The sequence below is a fragment of the Mucilaginibacter sp. CAU 1740 genome, assembly GCF_039839285.1.
In the GTDB taxonomy this organism is placed as follows: Bacteria; Bacteroidota; Bacteroidia; order Sphingobacteriales; family Sphingobacteriaceae; genus Mucilaginibacter.
This window is the reverse complement of the sequence record NZ_JBDOQS010000009.1, coordinates 22372-42891: the sequence shown is the minus strand read 5'-3', so window position 1 is coordinate 42891 and position 20520 is coordinate 22372. Positions and strand designations below refer to the sequence as shown.

The 20520-nt window shown below is 43.0% G+C and carries 11 protein-coding genes; 1 reads left to right on the top strand and 10 read right to left on the bottom strand.

Features of this window, described 5'->3' with window-relative positions; translation table 11 throughout:
* Positions 1-63: 63 nt before the first annotated feature.
* The 8 genes from AAFN85_RS19220 to AAFN85_RS19185 all read right to left on the bottom strand — a co-directional run bounded on the left by AAFN85_RS19220 (position 64) and on the right by AAFN85_RS19185 (position 16748).
* Positions 64-1083, bottom strand: coding sequence for an aldo/keto reductase (locus AAFN85_RS19220; protein WP_347529231.1), 1020 nt, complete (start codon positions 1081-1083; stop codon positions 64-66).
* A 594-nt stretch (positions 1084-1677) separates the two neighbouring features.
* The gene (locus tag AAFN85_RS19215) at positions 1678-3192 is read right to left on the bottom strand and encodes a VCBS repeat-containing protein (RefSeq protein WP_347529230.1); all 1515 of its coding nucleotides are present in this window, start codon (positions 3190-3192) and stop codon (positions 1678-1680) included.
* An 81-nt stretch (positions 3193-3273) separates the two neighbouring features.
* Entirely contained in the window at positions 3274-4611 is a 1338-nt protein-coding gene (locus AAFN85_RS19210) for a vanadium-dependent haloperoxidase (protein ID WP_347529229.1), read from the bottom strand.
* An 84-nt stretch (positions 4612-4695) separates the two neighbouring features.
* Entirely contained in the window at positions 4696-7989 is a 3294-nt protein-coding gene (locus AAFN85_RS19205) for a VCBS repeat-containing protein (RefSeq protein ID WP_347529228.1), read from the bottom strand.
* A 147-nt stretch (positions 7990-8136) separates the two neighbouring features.
* Positions 8137-9759, bottom strand: a complete 1623-nt coding sequence (locus AAFN85_RS19200) for a SusD/RagB family nutrient-binding outer membrane lipoprotein (protein WP_347529227.1) — start codon at positions 9757-9759, stop codon at positions 8137-8139.
* A 118-nt stretch (positions 9760-9877) separates the two neighbouring features.
* A complete protein-coding gene (locus tag AAFN85_RS19195; RefSeq protein ID WP_347529226.1) occupies positions 9878-11485 on the bottom strand; it encodes a SusD/RagB family nutrient-binding outer membrane lipoprotein in 1608 nt (535 codons plus the stop codon).
* An 11-nt stretch (positions 11486-11496) separates the two neighbouring features.
* Positions 11497-14667: a SusC/RagA family TonB-linked outer membrane protein gene (locus AAFN85_RS19190; protein ID WP_347529225.1), complete on the bottom strand. Its 3171-nt coding sequence runs from the start codon at positions 14665-14667 to the stop codon at positions 11497-11499.
* 425 nt (positions 14668-15092) lie between these two features.
* Complete coding sequence (locus AAFN85_RS19185) at positions 15093-16748, bottom strand: L,D-transpeptidase family protein (RefSeq protein ID WP_347529224.1); 1656 nt, start codon at positions 16746-16748, stop codon at positions 15093-15095.
* A gap of 498 nt (positions 16749-17246) precedes the next feature.
* Here AAFN85_RS19185 and AAFN85_RS19180 point away from each other — a divergent pair, with 498 nt between their 5' ends.
* Positions 17247-17891: a redoxin domain-containing protein gene (locus tag AAFN85_RS19180; protein ID WP_347529223.1), complete on the top strand. Its 645-nt coding sequence runs from the start codon at positions 17247-17249 to the stop codon at positions 17889-17891.
* Between the two features lie 143 nt (positions 17892-18034).
* On the opposite strand, the gene AAFN85_RS19175 is transcribed toward AAFN85_RS19180, so the two are convergent.
* Together AAFN85_RS19175 and AAFN85_RS19170 are read right to left on the bottom strand one after the other, a co-directional pair.
* Positions 18035-19585: an alpha-L-arabinofuranosidase C-terminal domain-containing protein gene (locus AAFN85_RS19175; RefSeq protein ID WP_347529222.1), complete on the bottom strand. Its 1551-nt coding sequence runs from the start codon at positions 19583-19585 to the stop codon at positions 18035-18037.
* Positions 19586-19908: 323 nt separating this feature from the next.
* The gene (locus AAFN85_RS19170) at positions 19909-20493 is read right to left on the bottom strand and encodes a TlpA disulfide reductase family protein (RefSeq protein ID WP_347529221.1); all 585 of its coding nucleotides are present in this window, start codon (positions 20491-20493) and stop codon (positions 19909-19911) included.
* Positions 20494-20520: the final 27 nt, after the last annotated feature.

Below are 20520 nucleotides of genomic sequence, written 5' to 3'. Positions count from 1 at the left end.
AAGTCTAAAAAGACTGCTCACCAGTACCTCGCAATGACGTAGTTTTAGATATTATCTATTGTTTTATCCTCTATCAGCCCCCTGCCTTTCAACCATCCATTGCGGATATTCTTTTGTAAGCGCGCTTACCTCATCAATGCGTTTCAATTCATCGGCCGATAATTCAAGCTCTATTGATTTAAGGTTATCATTCAACTGATCAATAGTTTTTGCTCCGATAATAGTGCTGGTAACGCCTTTTTGCAAACGTACCCAGGCCAAAGCTACCTGTGCTGCAGATACATTGTGTTGCGCGCCTATCTCGGCTATTACATCAATAATATCATAAGCTTTGTTTTTATTCACCGGAGGGAAATCAAACGTATCCCTGCGCGAACCACCAGCTTTTTCGGCATTGCGGGTGTATTTGCCCGATAGGAAGCCACCAGCTAACGGGCTCCATGGCATTACGCCCAGGTTCAGATCTTCGGCTACGGGTAATACCTCGCGCTCAATGTCACGACCGGCCAGCGAGTAGTAGTGCTGCAGGCCAACAAACTTATTCCAGCCGTTCTTTTCGGCAATGCCTGCAGCTTTCATTATCATCCAGGCAGGCCAGTTGCAGCAGGCTATGTAGCGTACTTTACCTGTAAGCACAATATCGTTAAGAGCGCGCATGGTTTCTTCAACCGGGGTACGCAAATCAACACCGTGAACATACAGTACATCGATATGATCTAACCGTAACCGTTTCAAACTGGCATCAACCGAATTGAAAATATGAAAACGCGACAGGCCGATGCTATTAACACCTTCGCCCATTTTGCCGCGTACTTTGGTAGCTATAACCAGTTCGCTGCGATCAAAGCCCAGATCAATGATAGATTGACCCAACAGGCTTTCTGATTCGCCCTGCGAGTAAACGTTGGCTGTATCGATAAAGTTAATGCCCGAATCAACAACGGTTTTCATTAGTTGGTTAACGCTCTCTTGTTTAAGATCCCCAATGGCCGACCAGATGCCTGTCCCGCCGCCAAAGGTCATGGTGCCAAAGCAAATTTCGGATACCAGCAAGCCGGTACCGCCTAAAAAATTGTATTTCATAAGTAGATGGATTTTGTGACGTGAAGTTAGGTTGACCGTTAAGGAATGTCAACCTTTAAAAGTCAGCGAAATGTAAAGTAGGCATGTGGTAACAAGGGTGTTACGGTGGTAACGGTGTTTAAATAATATAGTATTCAATTTTTTAAAGTGTAAACACCTCCGATTTTTTACTTTTTTTTAAGTATTTGATAGTCAGTATTTTGTTTTCTTGTTGAAATGACTGATTCTGTTGGATTGAACAAGTTGTTCTTGATAGCCAATTGTTTATGGTTTTTTGTTTCGAAAAGTTGAACATCCGTTTTTAAAAGATTGAACACTTGGTTTTTGAATGTTGAACGCTTTGTTTTGAATCGGCTATAGGTGTATGCCAGATGAAGATTTTTAAGCACGCAAGGGCGCAAAGACGCTAAAAAGCCGTTTAAAAACAATTAAACAAAACTGCTATATATTTCACGTCATTGCGAGGTACGAAGCAATCGCACGGAAGCAGAGTCGCCCTGTATAGTTCGCGATTGCTTCGTGCCTCGCAATGACGGCTTCGATATGTTTTTAGACAGCTTCTATGAAAAGTAAGTGGTGTTTTATAGGTTTAACCTATTGCTTTTTAGGTTGATACAACTGGTTATAAAAAATACTCAACCCATACTTTGCCGATTTCCATTGCTGGTCAAGCTCGGGTGGCACGGGGCCGGGGCTTTGAGCGAAATTTCCGGTAATGATATCCATATCGCCATCGCCGTCAACATCGGCTTTTTCGAGGGTGAGGGTTTTAATGGGGACGCCCCTTTTTTGAGTGTAGGCTTTAAAACTGAATTTGTCTTTGTCTACATTTTCCAGGTAGATGAACGATTCATTGATCAGTTTGCCAAACTCTGGGAAAAAGGCTGTGGCCACGAAATCAATATCGCCATCCTTGTCAAAATCCTCGGCTAAAACGCGGGTAACGCCATACATCGGGAAAAAGAATTTCTCTTTAAATGTATTGCCGCCCTGGTTTATGTGCAACCTGATACCATGGTAGTTTTTGGGGATATAGGAATAATCAGCATTATCGCCGTGCACGGTTACTATATCGGTAAGACCATCGTTATTGTAATCTACTAAAAGCATATCGGTAGTGCCGTAATTAGGGGGGAAGCGTAAAACGCGTTTGGCCTTAAACTTCAGGTTATCCTTCTGATAAAAGATATAAACACTTTCATCCCCCTGCGAAAACATGGCCACGATATCCTTTTTGCCATCGCCATCCATATCCTTTATATAACATTTAATTGCGCCAGGCAAACTCAATAGCTCATCTTCTGCATAACTCCCGTTCTTTTTCTTTTTAAACAGTGATAAGCCGCCGGTTTTATTCCCGAACCGGCATACCACTATTTCGGGAACGCCATCATTGTTTAAATCGTTTATCCTGGTGCTCACGGGGCGATGTAGTTGTTGTAGAATAGGCGAAACGGTTGTATCATTAACCTGCGCATAGGCTCCGATACTTAATTCGGTAGGGTATAGTTTGCCAATTTCGGTTACGTAGGTGTTGTTTTGATGAAAGTTAAAATCCACAACAGGGCTGCCTGTACTTATTTTTTTGGTAACACCTTTGCCATATTGCCAGTTCAAAATCTGGTTATAGTAGTTGCCTATCCAGAGCGTTTTTGTTGTGGTATTGTATTTTATACCTGTAATTAACGATGGCGCTTTATTATCAAGTTGCACATCTTCCCGCAAAAATTGTGTTAAGGGCTGGTCGCGATCTGCTCGTTTTTCTTCGGCCTGCGCGCTATCCGGTGCGTTGTTAATGATGTAATCTTTTATTTTGGCCCATTCGCTTTGGCTGCAAAAAGGATCGGCAGGGATGATATTATGTTTGGCTACTACTGCCCGCTCTTCGGCCGAGAGGCCTTTTAAGGGATCGTAATTTGGGTAGACGATCCCCATGCGGGATGCCATAACCGGTAAAACATGGCTTTCCCATATAGTTTTGGTTAAACTTGCCGGATCAGGGGCCAGGTGGCAAAGCGTACAATACCTTAAAAACAAGGCCCGTCCATCGTCATCAGATAGCCGGGCACTGTTTTTATGTTTTATGGTGAACGAGTTGAGTGTGATCAACCCGGTAATTATAAAAATACACGCTAAAATCGTTCCCCTCAATTTCATAGTCAGAAGTTATATATCCTTCTAAACTACGTTTTAATAAGTTAAAGGGTTTACTCCCGCGGCTTTTAATTTTTTTACTGCTGCAGCGGCTACATCCCGGCCCTGCTGGTTACCGTTAACAATGGCATCTTTAAAGTGGATCCCACCGTAAAAACGGGATAACGAAGCCTCTTCGGCTGCTTGCTTAAATGATTTAAAATCCCTTGGGCCAACGCCATAAGGTATCTCCGAATCATCAGTAAAAGCAAACTTATCGCCCAATAAATAACTTAACACACCGGCTGACGAGTTTGACAATACCGCATGCCCGCTCGGATACTCCGGAAATGGTGGGGTTTGCAACAAAGGAGTCCATTTTATGTCGATGTATTTATTGATAAAAGTTTCGGGGCGGATGCCGTTGCTGCGGTATTTCTCGTCCCAACAGGTAATAAAAGCGTCCATTTCGGTCATGGCCACCAGAGTAGCAACCTGGATAGACCTATCAAAACTCAAGCCCGCCTTTTTTACTACTATACCAACAATATTCATCCAATGCCCTCCCGGACTGATCTTCTTAAACCCGATCATCATATGGCCCGATGTGGTTACTGCAAACGGGTTACAATCCCAAAAATTGGCGATCATATTTTGCTCAACCGACATGTTTTTCGATACCTTGTAAACAGCCATGGCTTCCTTATAAAACTCGCTGGTGCTATCGGTACTGAAAGTTGCCGGCCTAACCGGTATAAACTGGTTAGATGAATCGATAAACATCGGCCTGATGGTTTTCCAGTTAGGTTCAACAGCTTCCATGTACATAGGTGGGGTAGGGAACCAGTTTTTACCACCTTTTATAGGAGAATACCTTAACCTGCCGCTCAGCTTGCCATAGTTATCAGATTTGGAGTACTTGATCACCTTGGCCGCCATCTCGGTAGCGGCAGCTATTGATTGTTTGATCACTTCATCGTTAATGCCGCTCTCTTTCAATAGCACTATGTATTTATCCTCATCTTCCTGGATCATATAGCCTGATGGCAGCATCTGTTTACCGGTTTCGAGGATGCAGTACATGGCAGCAATGCTATGGTCATATTTATCCTGCGGGATGCTGATCTGGTTATCCTGGTTATAGCTTTTAATAAAATTGTTAACCGGTACAATGTCTTTATTGTTCAGGCTTACCAAATTGTAAGCGCCCATAGTTACATAAGCGTAATAGCGCGATGCAGCCGGAGGGTTCACCACATCATGGATCATCACCGCCGAAATCGCATTGATGGCCTTATCAACCTGCAGATATGGAAGTGGCTGTTTTTTGTTTTTTTGCGCGTAGGCCGATGTGGCTATCAGCGCTAATATGAGTATGGATATTCGTTTGATCATGTTCTTTGAAGTTCTAATCAAAATAAAAGATTATTCTACCTCGCAATGACGGTTTTTTTGATGTTTTTCGAAGCTGAGATTGCATTAATTCTCTTTATAAAACTGCAGCGCCTCGCCAGATACACCTATCATCAGGTATTTTGCACCATTTATTTTTATTCCCGAGGCCGATTTTACATCGCCGGTTACACACAGGCCTGATGTGGTTTGCGCTTGATAGGTAAAACCGCCTTTGCCATCGCCTGTAAGCAGGCATCCGTAGTTGGCATCAAAGCTTCCTAATTTCAAGCGGTTATCTGAGTGATTGCCGAACAGTAGCAGATCCGTTTTACCATCATGGTTAAAATCACCTGTAAGGATATTGGATACCGACGAAAATTGCGCTTGCAGCGGTAGTTCAGCTTTTACAAATTTGCCGCCCCTGTTCAGGAACAGGCTTGTTTGTACTGTGTTAGCAGTTAGTTTGGTTGCCTTGGCTAATTCTTCGGGCGTTAAAAGCTCTTTCATGGTTACGTCGCAATAGGCTTTATACGATGTAAAGCGCTTGCGCATCGGGTAGATCTGGTCGTTCAGTTCATCACGACTTACAAAAGGGTAGCTTACGCCTTGTATGTAAAAGTTAAAGAACGGATCGATAGAACCATTGCCGTCAAAATCGGCGAAATACATTTCGGCAGGCTGTGTAGCGCTGGCCTGGATCTGGGTGTTTTGCCCCAGGTTGCCTGCTATGATGTCTGGTTTACCATCGCCATCAACGTCGGCAAGGGTAATGTTGTTCCAGAAGCCGCTTTCGGGATGATCAAAGTATTTGGCGGTTTCATCAACAAAACCTGTTTTTTTATTGCTGAATACCGTTATTGGCATAAACTCACCGCACAGGATAAGATCTTTACGACCATCGCCGTCCAGATCGGCCCATTGCGCATCTTTGATCATGCCGATGTTGGCGAATGGAACATCGGTAACCTGGAACTGGCCGCTGCCAATATTGGTAAGCAGGTAGCTTTTAGGGGCCGTAGGGTAGGCGCCCGGTACAATGCCCGATCCCACAAAAACATCAATCTTGCCATCTCCATTATAATCGCAAGGGCGAACGCATGATTTGCTGCTGCCGGTTAACACTGGCAAAGAAACACCGGAGTAGCTAAAGTTGCCCTTGCCATCATTCAAATAAAGCTTATCCTGAAATTCATTTGCACCCGGTTCCAGCAAAGCGTAACCGCCTTTGGCTATGTACAGATCAGGGAAGCCATCGCCATTGGCATCAAAAAATGCTGCGGCGGAAGTGTTTTCTTTATTAGGATCGGAAATTTCCTGAATGGTGTATGTACCGCCTGCTTTTTGCAGGTAAATGCGCGATGGTGATGTTTGATCGCCAGCTATAAACACATCTTCCAACCCATCTTTATTTACATCTGCTTTGGCTATCACAGGCCCGGTTTTGGAACTCATGAACAGCATTAAAGGCTGGCGCTTAAAATCGTTAATGGTATTTTCGGTGTGTTTAAAATCAATAACCGGTTTGCTTAGGCTGAACAAAGGTTTGGTATTAACAGGATTAGCCGCGTTAAATGCCGAACTACCGCTTTTATAAACAATATCAAGGCGCTGGTTGGCCTTAACGCCGGTTAACAGCTGCGATGTTTTATCCGGCCAGATCACCCGTACCGAATCTGCCTGCTTATTGCTGCCTAAACCAAAGTTTAAAATGGTTGATACGCGAGATAAATAGCCCCGGTTAGGATTAACCTCCTGGTATTGTACCTGTTTGCCGTTATAAACAAATACTTTCGAGCCTATAGCATAGGCGTTACCTCCCGGTTGCTTAAGGTTGATAGCCAGGTAACTGTTTTTACCGGTTTCCATAGCTGTGTTTTGGAATATGGATGCCTCGGCATTGATGTTGTTGGTTACCAGGTCAAGGTCGCCATCGTTATCCAGGTCGGCGTAAATGGCACCGCTTGATATGCCCGAGCGGTTGATGCCCCAATCCTGCTTTTTATCGGTAAAAGTTAAGTTATGATTGTTTTGAAAAATATAATCGGATAGGGTGGTAGAAGGCATGGCCTTCACCAGATCCATCAAGAGGAATGGCTCGCGGGCCATGGCTTTTTTTAGCTTGTAATCGCCCCAATAACGCAAGAAATCTTTATTGGTATAATCGCGCAGGTAGCCGTTGGATATGAAAATGTCTTTATATCCGTCGTTGTCAAAATCGGCAATGAGGGGGCACCAGCTCCAATCGGTATTGGATACACCCGCAATCTGACCTATCTCACTGAAGGTGCCGTCGCCGTTGTTAAGCTGCAGCATGTTACGCATGTACTGTTTGTACAGGTCCTGGTTTATCATCAGCTCGAACGATTCGTAGTTTTCCTGTAGCTGCAGCAGCTTTTGGCGGCGGTTATCGGGCGGGAGCATATCCAATGTCATCACATCGGCGTTGCCATCGTTGTTGATATCCGCAATATCAACTCCCATCGAAAACTGCGAGAGGTGACGGAAGCATTTCTTACTGTCTTCTGTAAAAGTACCGTCGCCATTGTTTATGTAGAGATAGTCGGGTTCGTTATAATCGTTCGTTACGTAAATATCCTGGTAACCATCTTTATTGATATCGGCAATAGCAACACCCAAACCAAAGGTTAAAGGGTTTTGAATGATGCCAGCCTTTTTAGATACATCAACAAAATGACCGCCCTGGTTCTCGAACAGGCGGTTGCTGGCCAGTTCATCTACCTGGGTTTTGTTTTGGGCAAACTCCAAATTGCTGATCTTTTTTACGTTGTGGTTAAGCAGGAACATATCCAGCTTACCATCGTTGTTATAATCAAAAAATACGGCCTGGGTGCTGTAACCCGGATCGTCGAGACCATATTCCTTAGCCTGTTCAACAAATTTATTGTTGCCTTTATTAATAAAAAGCTGGTTGCGGCGTTTGGCATTATCGCCAAGGCCCGAGTAGCATACATAAATATCCAGCAGCCCATCTCCGTTAACATCGGCCATGGTGACACCGGTTTTCCAATCGCCGGGGCGACCAGCAAGGCCATCGCCCGCCTGCGACGTAATATCTTTAAATTTTAGTTTACCCTGGTTAAGGTAAAGTTTGTTTTGCCCCTGGTTGCTGGTAAAAAACAGGTCTTCAAGGCCGTCATTGTTGATATCGCCAACTGCTACACCGCCACCATTATACAGGTATTCGTACGAGAGTACGTTGAGTTTTTCATCTTCAACCACATCGTTACGAAACTTAATATTGGTTTCATCAGGAGTGAGCAGTTTAAACAGCGTTTGCTGGGCATTGGCTTTAAAGCCGGCAAAGCTCAAAGCGGTAACAATACCTAAAGCTGCTTTTTTTGAGTTTTTAGGGATCAAATTAAATAGGAGAGGAGTACAACACATCATCAACAGATTAAAAAAATTCTGGTTGCAGGGGATTTAAATTTACTGATTTTGATCGGTATTTATCACTATATCGATATTGTTTCGTTGTGAAAAAGTACCGTTGATTTAATATTTATATTATTTGTCCCACCATACCCTCGACGAAAACTTATCGCCACCGGCTAAGGAAGCTACGCCGCTTGCCAGTCCGTTAGGATTGGTTGCTGCCAGGGTTATCGGGTAAATAACGCGCCTTGGGATCTCGGTATCAAACTGGACAGGATATTTTACCGGGGTTAACAGCGGATAGCCCGATCGTCGCCAGTTGCACCAGTTTTCATTAAACATAAACATGGTTGATGTTTCAACCCAGTATTCGGTATTAATTTGCTGTAAAGCAGTAGCCGGTGATAGTGGGTGGGCGCTTACGTAGGCATTTTCATCTTCGGTTTTTATAGCTGCCGCCGCGTTGATCTGGGCCAGCGAAGCAATATTGGCATGTAGGGCGTTTGCAAAATGCGTTGCCGCTACGCCTGTATTCCATCCCCTTGTAGATGCTTCAGCCAGTAAAAGTTCGGTTTCGCCATAGGTGAGTACCATATTGATGGTGCTTTTATCAACCGGGTTAAAATTATCGGTTGATGTATAGTAAACCTGTAACCGTGGGCGCGAATACTTGCCTAAAGGTGCAGGGCTGTCTTTATCCAGCGATGCATCGGCAGGGGTAGCACCCGGATAGCCTGGTGCGGTTGTAATATCTGTTGCTCCGCCGTTAAGGTCGTAACCGTTTGGTAAACCTAATTGCAGGGCGAAGGTATTATCGCCGGGTTTCTTTTCGTTTTCGTTAGCTGCTTTACCGTCACCAATGGTAATTTCGGCTATGGCGGGGATACGAGGATCGGCAGATTGCTTCATCAAATCGATCAATGTTTTTGACCAGCGCACCTCCCTGAAATCATCAGTAGTGAGCAGGGCATTAACAATAGCGTTGGGATAGCCGTTGGCATTATCTGTTTTAACCTTGGCATTATCGGCTATGCTTTGCATGGTGCCACCGGCAAAGGCCTTTTCGGCATATTTTTTAGCGGTTGCTTCATCTACTTTGGTAAGGCGCATGGCAACGCGTAGCATTAAGGAGTAGCCAAATCTTTTCCACTGGGCTATATCACCGCCATAAAAAAGATCAGAGCTTGGTTTGTCTTTCGTTTCATCCAATCCGCCTACGGCCACTTCAAGGTCTGATAGCATGGCGTTATATATGCTTTGCTGCTTATCAAACTTTGGGAAAAAGATCTCCTGTTTGGCCATTCCCGCTTCCGAATAGGGTACATCGCCATATGTATCGGTAACACGTTGCAGTGTCAATACCTTCATTATGGTGGCAATTTTATTGATATTGGCGTATTGACTTTTGCTTTCGGTGAGGTTTTTAGCTTCCTGGGCGTTGGTTTCAGATACGTAACCTTCGCTATAAACACGCCCTATATAATCATTGAACGAGCCGCTTTGCACATATTTATCGCCATTGCCATAATAGGCAAATGTTGATGCTAATGATTGTGTCCACATGCTTTGAAATAACAATTGAGAATAACCGGTTTGCGAATAAGTAAGCTGCGCCTGGGCTATCAGGAAGTTTGGGTTAAACTGATCGGCAGTGGTGGCGTTGGGGTCGGTATTTATCTTGTCGAAGTTTTTGGTACAAGCGGATAACAACACCGTTGATACAAAAAAATAACACCAAAGCCCCCGTTTATTCATGCACACTGTTTTTGAAAAACTTAAAGATAACATTTATAGCGTAATATAATAGGGATCAACCCTAAACAAAAAATGACAGGCTTTTTAAGGCCTGCCATTTTTTAATAGGAGTAATTAACTATTTATCCCACCAGGTACGACCAGTTAAGGTATTGCCAGCCGGTAGTTTAGCTACAGCAGCATTGTAGTTGGTTGGGTTTTTCAACGGCTCGTCAGTCGGGTAAGGCATCCTGCGAGGGATAGTCCCGTTGGTTACGTTACCTGTATAAACAACCGGTGTAAGCACTGGGTATCCAGTACGTTTCCAGTTAAACCAGTTTTCCATAAAGCTGAAAGTTGATACAGTTGAGATCCAGTACTGGTTGTTGATATCCTTTATCGAGTTTTCTGTCGAAGTAACATCTAACACATGTGCAGTGGCGTATGTAGCTATAGTGGCAGCAGGAATAGTAGCTCCGCTGTTCATTTGCGCTAATGATTGTAACGAACCTGTAATACCGTTAGCATAGTGCTGGGCAGCAGTTCCGGTTACGTTAAAGCCTCTCACTTTTGCTTCTGCAAGTAAAAACTCAGTTTCAGCATAAGTGAATACAAAGTTAGGGTTGTTCCTGTTCAGATAAACTGAAGTGACTGGACGAGAGTACTTACCTGTTATATAAGTATCAGAACCAGTGCCAGTACTTCCTGGATAATCCGAACGTTTGCGGATATCTGTAGCACCACCAAGCAGGTCATAACCATTAGGCAAGCCAAGTTGTGCAGTAGCTGCAGTATTACCTGGTTTAACGGTAGTGTTATCAGCTCCGTTTGCCAAACCAGCTTGTGGAACTTCTGATATATAGCTTATCCTTGGATCGGCATTGGCTTTAAGCATATCGATAAAGGTTTTACCCCATTTTACCTCAACATAATCCGTAGCTGTTAATAAATCGTTAGCGTTCGAGTTAAAAAGAGCGCTGTTTGTCGCATCTGTAGCCACTAAAGCGTTATCAGCAATTGACTCGAACGTACCGCCGGTAGAAGCTTTTTCTGCCCATGTTTTTGCTGTAGCCAAATCAATTTTGGTCATACGCATAGCGATGCGCAGCATTAACGAATAACCGAATTTTTTCCATTTGGTGATATCACCGTTGTAGAAAAGATCGCTTGTAGGCTTGTCTTTCGATGCATCAAGTTTGCCTATAGCTGACTCTAAAGTGCTTAGCATTGATGGGTAAATACTCGACTGTGAATCGTAAACAGGGGTAGTAATACCTGCTTTTGCCTGTGCCGCTTGTGAATATGGAACATCACCATAAGTATCGGTAATACGCTCCATATACAATACAAAACAGATATCGCCGATAGCGATCAGGTTGCTGTAGCTTGCAGCACCTTTTTGGTTAGCAAGTAATTGCATTTCGCGCACACCAGAAACCGCGTTGTATCCATCATTCCAGATACGTTTCTGATAATCATTAAAGCTACCCGCGTTAACGTATTTATCACCGTTACCGTAATAATTTAATGTTGACGCCATTCCTTGTGTCATCATAGCTTCGTATAAAAGCTGCGCGTAACCGGTATTGGCGAAGTTGAATTGTGTGTTTGATAACAAATAGTTAGGATCAAACGTACCCGCGCTTGCTTTGGTTGGATCTGTATTTGTTTGATCAAGGTGCTCCTTTGTACAGCTAAGCTGCATTAAAGTTGCGAGAGATATAAAGGCAATGAATATCTTTTTCATGTTTTTCTTTCTTATTTGAATTTGAAATTAGCGCTAACACCATAAGTTCTGGTGAACGGCAATGACGCACCTTCAATACCTGAATAACTCAAAGCACTTGAGAAGTTTGATTCAGGATCGATGTTGTGGGTTTTCTTCATGATAGTGAACAGGTTTCTGCCAACAAGGTTAACCGATATTGCACGGAACGGAGTGTGGCTTAACAACTGCTGACCAAAAGTATAACCTAATGTTGCCTGGCGGAACTTGATGAAACGTGCATCTTCAACAGCTAACGCAGAAATGTTTGAAGCTAAGTTACCATAGTAGCTGTAAGCCGGTACATTTACAGTGTTTTTAGCACCGCTTGCAGTTACACCATCAGCAACTACACCTGTTTCACGACCAACCAATGTAGCTTTGTTCAAGCCCTGGCCATAAGAGTAATCTTCTGTAGCAGAAAGGATCTTGTTACCAAATTTGTAATCGATCAGGAAGCCTAAGGTGAAGTTTTTATAATGGAAATCGTTATTTAAACCACCGTAAACAGTTGGCAAGGTGTTGCCCATTGCTTTAAGATCACCACGCACCGGCACACCATCAGCACCGATAACGATGTTGCCGCTTGCATCACGTTTGTAATCATAAGCCATGATCTGCAATATTGGTTTGCCTACAACATAAGCTGTGTTAGCATTTAACGGACGGTAGTTACCTACTACCTGGTATTGGGTAGAACCATCTATATCAAGTACAGTATTTTTAACATGAGTAATGTTGAATCCTACATTCCAGCTAAAATCTTTTGTTTTGATAGGTACACCGGTTAAGTTAAGCTCCTGGCCTACGTTCCTGGTTTTACCTAAGTTGATGAAGTGGGTGTTAAAGCCTGAAGCGATAGATATCTGTGCCTGAGATATCTCATTAACAGTATTGCGATGGAAGAACGCGAAATCAAGGCCTAACCTGTCCTGGAACCATTTTAATTCGGTACCAATCTCAAACTCAGCAGTTGTGTAAGGCTTCAGATAAGCGTTTGGCAAGTCTCTTGAAAATGTACCGTTAACAACACCGTTTATTGGGGTTGTTAAGCTGTAGGCTGTAAAAGTTGTATAGGTTGCAAAAGGCTCGCCGCTTGTTTTGGCATAGCTGGCCCTTAATTTACCGTAGCTTAAACCTGCAGCGCCTTTAGTAAGTTCAGAGAACAGGAAGCTACCAGAAACTGCAGGTACAAATATACCGCGGTTATCTGATGGTAAGGTTGAATACATATCATACCTTCCTGTAGTACCTAATGTTAAATAGGTTTTGTAGTTAAAATCAACAGTGTAGTATGCTGATTGAGTTTCTAACTTTGAGAAGCTGTAGTTATAGCTTGTGGTACGAAGGTTAGATGGTGTATACAGGTAAGGAACAATGAAGTTACCACCGTTAATACCAGTAAGGTCGTATTGACGTTTACGGTAGTTGGCACCAGCCGAGAAATCGAACGTTAAGTCTTTAACAATTTTGTGGTTTGCGCTAAACAACACGTCGGTGTTTAACTCTGTAGTAGTGATCTTGTTTAAAGCACCTAAACCACCTTCCAGCTTGTTTGAATAAGCAGTACCGGTTGGAGTTACACTTAGTACGTTATCGTCAATTACGTCATAACCCATACGTGCTTGTAAAAACATCCAGTCGGTAAATTTATATTTAGCGGCTGTTGATGAAATGAAGCGCCTTCTGCTTACGTTGTTAACCAATTTGTTAATTACGAAGTAAGGGTTGGTTGAGTATGGGTTATCACTCCATGCGGTTTCAGCATTAGTAGCTGAGTTAAAACCAGGAGCAAGTAATTTTTGATCAAGGCTGGTTGCTAATGATGCAATAGCAAAGTTAGCGTTCAGCGGTGAATCACTTAAGTAAGCCCTGTTTTTGTTTTGCTCATCAACGTAGTTACCGTTAAAGCTTACGTTTAATTTGCTGGTGATATCATAACCTGCGCTTAAATCAAAAGTTTTACGGTTCAAGCCACTGTTTGGCAAAATTGATTGGTAAGTAAGGTTTGAAGCCGATAAACGGAACACGCCTTTATCAGAACCACCGCTTACAGATAATGTATTGGTGAAAGCTGGTGCTGTTCTGTAAAATTTATCGATGTTATTGGTTACTGCCGAGTAAGGGTGCATTTTACCATCAAGCGCGATAGTAGGTGCGCCGTCAAGTTTTTCACCCCAGCTTGAGTTGCCGGTGTTAACCGCACTCTGAACATCCGTAGGTCGTTTATTTTGAGAGCCTTGGCCGTAAACGTACTGCCAGTCGGTGTTGTCAACTGCTTTATCAAATGAAAGGTTGGTGTTGTATTCAACAGATGTTTTGCTGTTTTTTTCACCTTGTTTGGTAGTGATCAAAATTACACCGTTTGCAGCACGCGCACCGTAAAGGGCCGATGCAGCAGAACCTTTCAATACGGTCATGGTTTCGATGTCATCAGGGTTGATATTTGAGATACCGTCGCCATAATCAGCGCCGCCCCATTCTGATGCCGAACCACGTTGGGTATTATCCAAAGGCACACCGTTAATTACATATAAAGGAGAACTTGCGCTTTGGCTTGCAGCACCACGTAATAAAACACGAGCTGATGAACCCGGACCACCTGTAGCACCCGATACGTTCAAACCGGCAACGCGGCCTTCTAACGAAAGGGCTACGTTTGATTCGCGGGCTTTATCCATAACGTCGCTTTTTACGGTTGATACCGCGTAGCCTACTTTACGTTGGTCCTTTTTAATGCCTAAGGCCGTTACCACAACCTCGTTAAGGTTAGTGTTTGAGGTTAAAGTAATGGTTAATGTTGTTTTACCACCTACAGCAACTTCTCTGTTAGCAAAACCGATGTAGCTTAATATCAATACGGTATTTGGCTGTACATCAAGCGAGAAGTTACCATTGGCATCGGTTTGGGTACCGGTTGTTGTACCTTTTATCCTGATGCTTACGCCTACCAGGGGTTCGCCTTTTTCGTCAACTACCTTACCGGTAAGTTTATCGAAGTTTAAATTAAAGCTAATGTTTGATTTGGCATTTGCTTTTGGAGCTTCAGCAGCCGAAGCCTGCATATTCAGGAGCACCATACCAGCAAGGGCAAATTTACACAGGTTGAGGGATTTTGAAACCCACGGCCTCTGTACACCCACCGGGTGTTTGAAAAATTTCATATTTTATTGAATTTAAAGGGAGTTAATAGCAAAACGCCTTCGGGGGGCACAATGCAGTTATAAACATTCAAAAATCATTTTCGTGGCCTGGAACCCCTCCGGGGTGATCATAGCCTGTGGCGGGAGAGTAAGTTTTTTTTACATAGGCAACAGTTTACCGGGTTTATCAATTAATGTCATATAGTTTGGTTAACGGATCACGGTGCTAAGACAATTACGCCTCATCGGGACGCACGCGTGATTTAAAGGGAGGACAATAAAATTTCAGCGATTGCCTACAAGCCCGTAAAAAATATTTTATAAATATTCTTTAACAGTATTTAAAACTGTGAAACTGACAAGTAATCGATTGCGTAAATCGATTTAGTTTTTAGATTTTCGGTACTTTTTAGAATGGATTTTTCCAGGGGACTAAGAAAAGAGTTTTAATACTGACCGCCGCCCGATACGATCATTGAGGCCAGTTGGTCATCACGGTCATAAATATCTTTTCTGAAGTTGAGTTTTCCGTCGCGATCGGTAAACGCGGTGAAGTAGGCTATAAAAACCGGGAGTTTCTTTTTAAGCGTTACGGTTTGCTCTTTGCCCAGGTGCATGGCTTTGTTGATACGGGCCGCGGTCCAGGTGCTATCATACTTTAACACAAACGAAGCCAGTTTGGCCGGCTCGCCAACGCGGATGCAGCCATGGCTAAACGCCCGTGATGATTCACCGAAAAGTGACCTTGAAGGGGTATCGTGCAGATATATATTATAGCTGTTAGGGAACAGGAATTTAACCAGACCTAAAGAGTTGGATGGCCCCGGCTTTTGCTGAATTACGGGCAGACCATTTTCCTTACCGGTTATTACCATGTTATGCTCGGCCAAGTAGTTTTTATTGGCCCTCATGGCTGGCAGTACTTCGTTCTGCACAATGCTTTCCGGCACATTCCAGTAGGGGCTGAAAACCACGTATTTCATCTCTCCATAAAATATAACGGTTTGATGCACTTTTTGGCCAACTACTACATTGCAGCTCCATAGCAGGCTATCGCCATGATAAACGTGTAGTTTAAACTCGGGGATGTTTACGGCTAAATAATCAGTATCTAAACTCACGGGCAGCCAGCGGCAGCGTTCCATGTTCACGATGATCTGTTTGATCCGGGTTTTCAGCGGTACATTCATTTCGGCGAGGGTTGCTGTGCCGGGTATGCCGGTAGCTGCAAGGCCATGCCTTTGTTGAAAGCTCGTAACCGCCTCTTTAAATTCATCGTCGAATTTCCTGCTTAAAGTATCACCTTTAAAGTCATTTAACTTATAAAGGCGTGTTTTGATGCGGGATATAATAACCGATGAATCGCCGGGCTTTAATTTTTTGCTAAGTTTTATCGGTTCCCATTTTTCGCTGGTGTCCAGTTGGCGATATCGGGCCAGGAAGTTTTTTAGTAATTCATATTGGCGATAAATAGGCTCATTTAAAGCGGTTTGTTTGGATGGTTTCTTTAATAAAGTATCCAGGTAATCATCGTAAGCTATCTTTTTACGTGGAAGGAACCAGTTTACAGCCCGGCTTACCGAATCGCTCATGCCCTGGAAGGCGAGTTTTGAAAAAGCGAAGTATTGCGCGGTGAGCATCAATTCGGTATTAACGTCTGGCTTTTGGGCTTTAGCTTTTGCATGGCCGTCAAATATCAGCGAGTCGAGGTTTTTTTGATAGGGGATGGCTTTGTAAACACCTTCGTTTCGGAGGTTCATCAGCCTGTCGTTCAGGTTACCGGCTTGTTCTATTAAAATGCCTTTCTCGTACCAGGCGTAAGCGAACTTGCGCTTGCGGTAAAAATTGCGCAGGTCTTTCTCGTAGGTAACCAATTCGGGGTGGTTTTGCAGGAAGGTAGCTATGCGGGTGCTATCAAAAACAAGCTCGGTTTGGGTACTGAAGTTACCGGGGATGGTTTTGGTCCAGTCTTTAGCCATTTTCTTTTTAAGGGAATCGGCTTTGGATTGATGATGCTTTTTTGTTGAGTTTTTGCAAGCGTTAAAGGCTAAAATACTTAAAAAGAATACGAGTAGATATAGTGGTTTTAGCCTGTTTTGCATAGATATAAATGAATTGTTATACGCAACACACCTGTTAATGTTATTGTTTTGTTTGTGATTGAAAAGCGCTTTTAACAGCAATAAAAGTATTGAATATGAAAATGGAAGAAGGGGCGAAATAATTTTTTAATAAATACTACTAAGTTTACAGATATTATAGTATATTTGCTTTGAACATTCAAAACAGCTAATGAACAACAGTATAAAAATACAAAATCGCAGGCTTCTAACCGGTACAAGGGTTAAGGGACTAATGTGTTTGTGTTGCTGTAGTTGATCTCATCTCACCACCTCCGGTTTTCATTCAATTTTACTGATCTCTTTTAAAAATATATATAATGATTGCATCCTATAACACTAAAGCTACAAAAGCCCCTACGCAAGGCCTGCTAATGCGTTACCAGGTAATTTATGGATTGTGCCGTTGTTGTTGCCAGGCTATCTGAACCCGTCAACCACCTGAAAAACACAATTAACAACACATAATTCTATTTTAAAATGCAAACTACAAATAAAAATAAATACCCTTTTTTCGATCTGCTTGAAGTTGTTGCCGAACCTGATCAGTTGTTCCGTAAGTTGAAAACACTTAATCCTGTAAAAGCGGGCAACTATGTTCCGGAGTTTAAATTAAGCAACGATTACAGCCGCTGGCAGCAATTTTACAATGGTGCCGAAACTCATGGGCATTTAATTTTACGCAACCTGTTGAGCAAGCCACTGGTAATTTCGTTTTACTCGCGCCATTGGGGCGAGCAAGGCTTAGCGCAGCTTAAACAGCTTAACGCTTTACATCACGAGATAAAAGCAAGCGGCGGCAGTTTATTAATTATAAGCGATGAGCGTACTGATGTGCTTGATAAACTGGCCTGGGAGCACAGCCTTTCATTAAATTTTTATCACGACGAGCATAAAGAGCTGGCACAACAATTCCGTGTTTTCTCTGATGATTATCCAGTATGGGATAGGTTCTCTGGTATTGATGAAAACGCGCCACTATTGGCTACCTATGTTATCGAGCCGTCAAAACAGGTTGTTTACAACCATATCGATTGGGACTTTTTAGGTACATTCTCTGCAGGCGATATCATCAGCACGGTTTACGAATCGGCATTGATCAGCAACAGCAAAAAATCAGCATAAATTTACAAGCTGAAAGCCTGATGCGGAAGGTTGAAAGTTATTAAAAAGGTCGTTTATAAGTAAGCTTATCGACCTAATAAAAAAACAAAGGCCGGGGATGTTCATCACATAACCCGGCTTTGCTGTTTGTAGGGAAAAGAGTATTATTTTAATTCGAGTGTTACTACTGATTTTGCCGGAAGGGCAACTACCAGTTTATCACCATCTTTTTTAGCGCCGCTAAATGCGCTTAGATGAATTTTGTTAGTATCCTTAAAAGTATTTACATCGGTAAGATTAGCCGAAGTCAATACCTGGCCGCTTACTGTTTGCCATTTAACATCGCTTAAGCTGGTTGTAATGGTAATGGTATTATGCGGATCGAGGTTTACCAGCGAGATATGTACTTTACCTGCAGCATCCTGCGATGCCGAGGCGTTTACAGCTTCAATCTTTTTGCCGTCAACTTCATAATCCGGTACGTTTAATTTAATAGGAAGATATTTAGCATCCTGGTGCACCTTGTACATATCAAATATATGATAGGTAGGGGTGAGGATCATTTTCTCTTTATCCGTAAGGATCAATGCCTGCAATACGTTGATTGTTTGCGCCAAAGCCGCCATCCGCACGCGATCACTATGGTTATTGAAAATATTTAAGGTTGTACCTGCTATCAAAGCATCGCGAAGGCTGTTTTGTTGGTACAGGAAGCCTGGGTTAGTTCCCGGTTCAGGATCTGTCCAGATACCCCATTCGTCAACCACTAAAGCCACTTTTTTCTCTGGGTCGTATTTATCCATAATAGCCGAGTGTTTGGTAACCAGCTCTTCCATTTTTAAGCAGTTAACCATGGTGCCAAAGTATTCTTTCTCGTCAAACGCCGTTGCCGAACCTTTTTTGCCCCAGTTACCGGTTGGGATGGTATAGTAATGTAGTGACAGGCCCGACATTAACCAGTTAGGGATGTTTTTCATACAAACCTCTGTCCAACGATAATCGTCAGCATTAGGTCCGCTGGCAATTTTTTTGAGCTTAGCGCCAGGGTAATCTTTGGCGAAAGCGGCGTAGCGTTTAAACAGGTCTGAATAATATTCGGGCGTCATGTTACCGCCGCATCCCCAGCTCTCGTTACCAACACCCCAAAAAGTTACCTTATATGGTGCAGGATGACCGTTTTTGGCACGTAACTGCACAACGGTACTGCTGCTGTTTGAGTTTAAGTATTCAATCCATTTCGACATTTCATCAACAGTACCGCTACCCACGTTACCGGCCACATAAGGTTCGCAACCTAACAGATCGCAAAGCTGCAGAAACTCGTGTGTGCCAAAGCTATTATCCTCGGTAATACCCCCCCAATTGGTGTTTACCATGCGAGGGCGTTGTGCTGCCGGACCAATACCGTCTCTCCAATGGTACTCGTCGGCAAAGCAGCCGCCGGGCCAGCGGAGGTTAGGGATCTTGATCTTTTTCAACGCGTCGACAATGTCCAGGCGGATCCTGTCTTGTTTTTTTACAGGCAGGTTTTTATCTACCCAAAAACCTCCATAAATGCCATGGCCAAGGTGCTCGGCAAACTGACCGTAAATGTGTTTACTAATGGTTGTTTTTGAATCGGTACTGATATTAAGTGTACCAGTTTGCCCGAATACCGACGAGCCGAGGAATGACAAAGCGATAACGCCAAGGTTTAAAAGCGGGTTCTTTTTCATTGAAACTTAGGTTTAACAGAATGAGCAGTAAAGAAAAGAAAAAAATATTAATAAGTGTTAAAAGAACAATAAAAAATTCACCGTTGATTTTTGGAGTAATTACGTTGATTTCGCTAATGCTTGTTTGGCGAGGTATGGGATGATTTTTTCTGAACCAGGATTTCTACCCCGTCGGTCGTGTCTCCACGACCGCATGCCAGCTTTTTTGTGAACTGGAATTTAAAAATTTGCTAACCTTCTATTAATTACTTAATTCAATAAATTCCGGTTCAGACAAAAATCCTATAAATCCCAAAAATCTCCCCAAACCCCGGTTCAGATATCTATTCAAGATTCCTGATAAATTCATCAAAGGCATTACTGCTATAATCAGCTACCCCGGCATGTTTAAAAATCAGGTTGCCTTGTTTATCAAAAACAAAGGTAGTAGGGATGGTGCCATTCATTAGGCTATCGGGTACGGGGCTGGCTTGTGTATATATCGGCAAATCGTAGCTGTTTTTTTGCATAAATGCTTTGGCTTTCGGCAAATCGTTATCAACATCAACCATAATGAACATTACCCGCCCGCTGCTTTTATACTTTTGATATAACTGGTTAATAGATGGCATTTCGGCTATGCAGGGAGGGCACCAGGATGCCCAGTAGTTTACAAATACAACTTTATTATAAAAACCGCCTACCGAAGTCAGTTTGCCATCGGCGTTTTTAAATTGCAGATCGGGAGTATTGGCGTACTTTTTTGTACCGGCAGTAAGGCCATTAGTATTTGGATTGAAAACTCCTACGGCCATCAGCCCGCGAATGAGATAACTCTTAGCTTCCGGTTTAAAAATAACCAGCAGCAGTAAAGCCGCCAGTAAAATAGTAATGATGTTTGATACAGATATCTTTTTCCGTTGGATCATTTTAATACACCTATCTAAATATATTCA